This window comes from Geobacillus sp. ZGt-1 (assembly GCF_001026865.1).
Taxonomy (GTDB): domain Bacteria; phylum Bacillota; class Bacilli; order Bacillales; family Anoxybacillaceae; genus Geobacillus; species Geobacillus thermoleovorans.
This window is the reverse complement of record NZ_LDPD01000012.1, coordinates 50,319-53,736: the sequence shown is the minus strand read 5'-3', so window position 1 is coordinate 53,736 and position 3,418 is coordinate 50,319. Positions and strand designations below refer to the sequence as shown.

The 3,418-nt window shown below is 53.9% G+C and carries 2 protein-coding genes and 3 pseudogenes; 1 reads left to right on the top strand and 4 read right to left on the bottom strand.

The window, feature by feature from the left end; translation table 11 throughout:
• The 3 genes and pseudogenes from VU18_RS03965 to VU18_RS03955 form a co-directional block, all read right to left on the bottom strand.
• On the bottom strand, positions 1–1,036 hold a 1,036-nt coding region (locus VU18_RS03965), incomplete at its 3' end, for a zinc-dependent alcohol dehydrogenase (RefSeq protein WP_047757711.1).
• Positions 1,033–2,278, bottom strand: a pseudogene (locus VU18_RS03960) (MFS transporter). The gene VU18_RS03965 and the pseudogene VU18_RS03960, both read right to left, overlap by 4 nt.
• Positions 2,279–2,443: 165 nt before the next feature.
• Positions 2,444–2,665: pseudogene (locus tag VU18_RS03955) on the bottom strand (carbohydrate ABC transporter permease); the annotation flags it as partial.
• A gap of 92 nt (positions 2,666–2,757) precedes the next feature.
• Between VU18_RS03955 and VU18_RS03950 the strand changes: the two are divergent.
• Complete coding sequence (locus tag VU18_RS03950) at positions 2,758–2,958, top strand: alpha/beta-type small acid-soluble spore protein (protein ID WP_047757687.1); 201 nt, start codon at positions 2,758–2,760, stop codon at positions 2,956–2,958.
• Positions 2,959–2,970: 12 nt separating this feature from the next.
• Here VU18_RS03950 and VU18_RS03945 read toward each other — a convergent pair.
• Positions 2,971–3,418, bottom strand: a pseudogene (locus VU18_RS03945) (hypothetical protein); the annotation flags it as partial.

Sequence of the window (3,418 nt, the reverse complement as noted above, 5' to 3'; positions counted from 1 at the left end):
CGGTCGGATCGAACTTCCCTTCCACGATCCACTCGTATAACGTCGGAATGTAATGAATGACCGGCGCCTGCCCCATTTTCAGCGTAATGTTGCGTGAGAACAAATCGCCGAGCGGAAACTGGTTGTAGCGGGCGCCATATACCCCGACGAGCTGGATCGTTCCGCCTTTGCGCACCGCCTGCGAAGCGATGACGATCGCCCCCATCGCCCCGCCTTGCAGCTTCAGCGCTGAGCCAATAAGCTCAAGCGGCGTCATCTTTCCGTCGAGCCCGACACAATCGATGACGACATCGGCCCCGCCTCCAGTCATTTCTTTAATATATTCTCCGACATTCTCGTATTCAGTGAAATTTAACGTTTCGACTTTGTTCGTCTTTTTCGCATGTTCGATCCGATAATCGATGTAATCAACGGCGATGACGCGTTTCGCCCCTTTCATCCAGGCAAACTTTTGCGTCAGCAGCCCAACTGGGCCGCAGCCGAGCACGACAACAGTGTCGCCATCTTTTACCCCCGCCTCATCAACGCCCCAAAACGCGGTCGGGATGATGTCCGACAAAAACAGCAATTTTTCATCTTCCAACTCACAGTTTTCCGGGACGACAAACGGAGTGAAGTTGGCAAACGGAACGCGCAAATATTCAGCCTGCCCGCCCGGGTAGCCGCCAAACGTCTCGGAATAGCCGAAATACCCCCCCGATTCGCCGTTTGGGTTCGACGCATCGCATTGGCTTTCGAGCCCGTGCTGGCAATACCAGCATTGCCCGCAGGCGATCGTAAACGGCACGATGACCCGGTCGCCTTTTTTCACTTTCGTCACCGCCGGGCCGACTTCCTCGACAATGCCCATCGGTTCATGGCCGATAATGAAATCTTCCGGCATGTTCGGAATCATCCCATGCACTAAATGGAGATCGGAGCCGCAAATCGCGGTGCTGGTAATTTTGACAATAATGTCATCGTCTTTTAAAATTTTCGGATCAGGCATTTGTTTGACAGCTACATCTTTGATGCCTTGATACGTAACGGCTTTCATGCTACTCCTCCTTCATCGGTTTCTGGGCGAATGAGCCAAAAAGCAGCAGCGCCGCCAAGCAGCGCCATGACGCTAAGAAGCAACAGGAGCGGCGCCGTGGCCATGTTTCATCAGCCAGGCTGCCAACGGCGGCCCGGCAGCCACGCCGATAAAACGAAGCGAACTGTAAAACGATGTCACCGTCCCGCGCTCGCTTTTCTCAATTCCTTCCGTGATAAGCGCATCTAAACACGGCAGCGCAGCGCCGATGCCGATGCCGGCTGCCGAGAACAACGCCAGCCAAACGGAAAGGGATGGATGAAGGGGAACGAGGGCCAACGCAGCCGCCAATAGAACGGAGCCGGTTGCAGCGCCCCATTTCATCCGCTGTTTCCGGTCGCCAATCGCTTTCCCGGCCGCAAATGAAGCGAGGCAGAGCGCCCCGAGCGGGATGGCGAGCACCCATCCTTTCCTCATTCCATCAATGCCATACACATCTTCAAGACGGCTTGAAAGGAAAAATAAAAACGCAAACAACACAAGCATCAACAAACCGCCGATGACAAACACCCCGATCAGCCAACGCCCTTCGCGGCGGAAAATCGCCGCCACCACCGCAATAAAATCCCGAAACGGCAACGGCCGCTCCCGACGCGCCGGCACCTGGATGGACCAAACCATCATTGCTGCCGATAGCAGGCAAAAGACAGGGAACGAAAAAAATGGAAAAAACCAAATGATGCCAGCCAGCATCGCCCCGAGAATCGGGCTTAGCACTTTGCCGAACGTGTTCGCCGTTTCAACCGTCCCTAAACAGCGGCTTGCCTCCTCCTCATCCGGAAACAAATCCCCGACAAGCGGCAAAACGATCGGAAACGCCCCGGCCGCCCCGAGCCCTTGCAACATGCGCCCGGCGATCATCCAGCCGTACGGGTCGCTCACCCGCCAAGCAGCCCATCCCGCCAGCCCCCCTCCCACCGCCGCCAGCAACAGGCTTGGAACGATGACCATTTTTCTCCCGATGCGGTCGCTTATATATCCGGCCAGCGGAATGAACAAAATCGCCACAACGGAATACATCGTGATCAGCAGGCTCGACTGCAGCGGCGTGATGTCGAGATGCCGTTCCATCGCCGGCAGCACCGGGATGAGCATCGAATTGCCCAGCGTCATGACAAGCGGAATCGAGGCAAGCGCAGCGACCGCCCACCCCCGACCAGCCTGCCTCCCTGCCTGTTTTGACAGCTGCACCGTCCATTCCATCGCTTCGGTCCCTTTCTTATGAAGTCGATATTTCCACTTATATGATGTGCGTTTTTTTCATGGATATGCCGCGCGAAAAAAAGCTGCCACCAAAGGAGGACAACCCTCCGTTTGGCGAACATCCCCTTCTTGTCATGACCGGAAAACCGTTGTACAAAACGTCCGTTATTTTCCGCCCGTGAACGAAATTCCTTTGATGAAGTAGCGGTTGAAAAAGGCGTAAATGACCAACACCGGCAGCGTAAACACCATGGATGCCGCCATAATGTAGTTCCAATAGCTGATGTACTGTCCTTTGAAGCGATTGAGGCCAAGCGGCAACGTAAACAGCTGTGGATCGGACAAAATAATGAGTGGGCGCATGAAATCGTTCCACGAACCCATGAAAAATTCCTCCTGTAATTCCCAACCATATCTCTTTGTTCGGTCGTCCATACTAATCATACCTCATCAAAAAAACCATCAAGGAGGAATTTCATATGGCTCGTTCAAGCAACAAACTGCTTGTTCCAGGCATCGAACAAGCGTTGGAACAAATCAAATACGAAATCGCCCAAGAGTTTGGCGTACAGCTCGGGGCTGGCACGGTTTCGCGCGCCAACGGCTCCGTCGGCGGAGAAATGACGAAACGGCTCATTGCTCAAGCACAAAGCGAACTGGCCGGCCGGAGAACAGAATAAAGCCGAGCGCCATCACTCGGCTTTTTTTGTTTTGGAATTCATTGCTTCCGAAGGACGGCCGGGATGGGCCGGATGGCGCCGCTCTTTTTGGTCGTTGCCATCCGGCCGGCCGCCTGCCGCTTTTTTCTCTACATAATGACCGCCCGGCCGCGATGGTCTGGCGTTTCCATGTTTTTTCCCTTTCAGAGACATTTCCTTGTTTGACGGAGAGCTTTCCTTATTTAAACCGGAGTTTTTCCGCTCGTGCGGCATCTGTTTTTCTTTTTTCTGCTGTTTTGTCTTCTGTTCCCTATGCTTCTGTTTCACTTGCGCCGGCTGTTCCAGTTTTCTCCCTTTTGATGGTGATGCTTTCTTTTCACTCTTTCCGACTTGTCCGTTCCCTTTGTCCGGCTTGGTGGATGTAGATGAGGCCGGTTTCACCTTTTTCTCGATTTGCAATAATTTTCCGGTTGTCATCCCC

Excerpts from the sequence above, each read along its gene's own strand:
- VU18_RS03950 (WP_047757687.1), top strand. The coding sequence starts at position 2,758 with ATGGCTCGTTCAAGCAACAAACTGCTTGTTCCAGGCATCGAACAAGCG.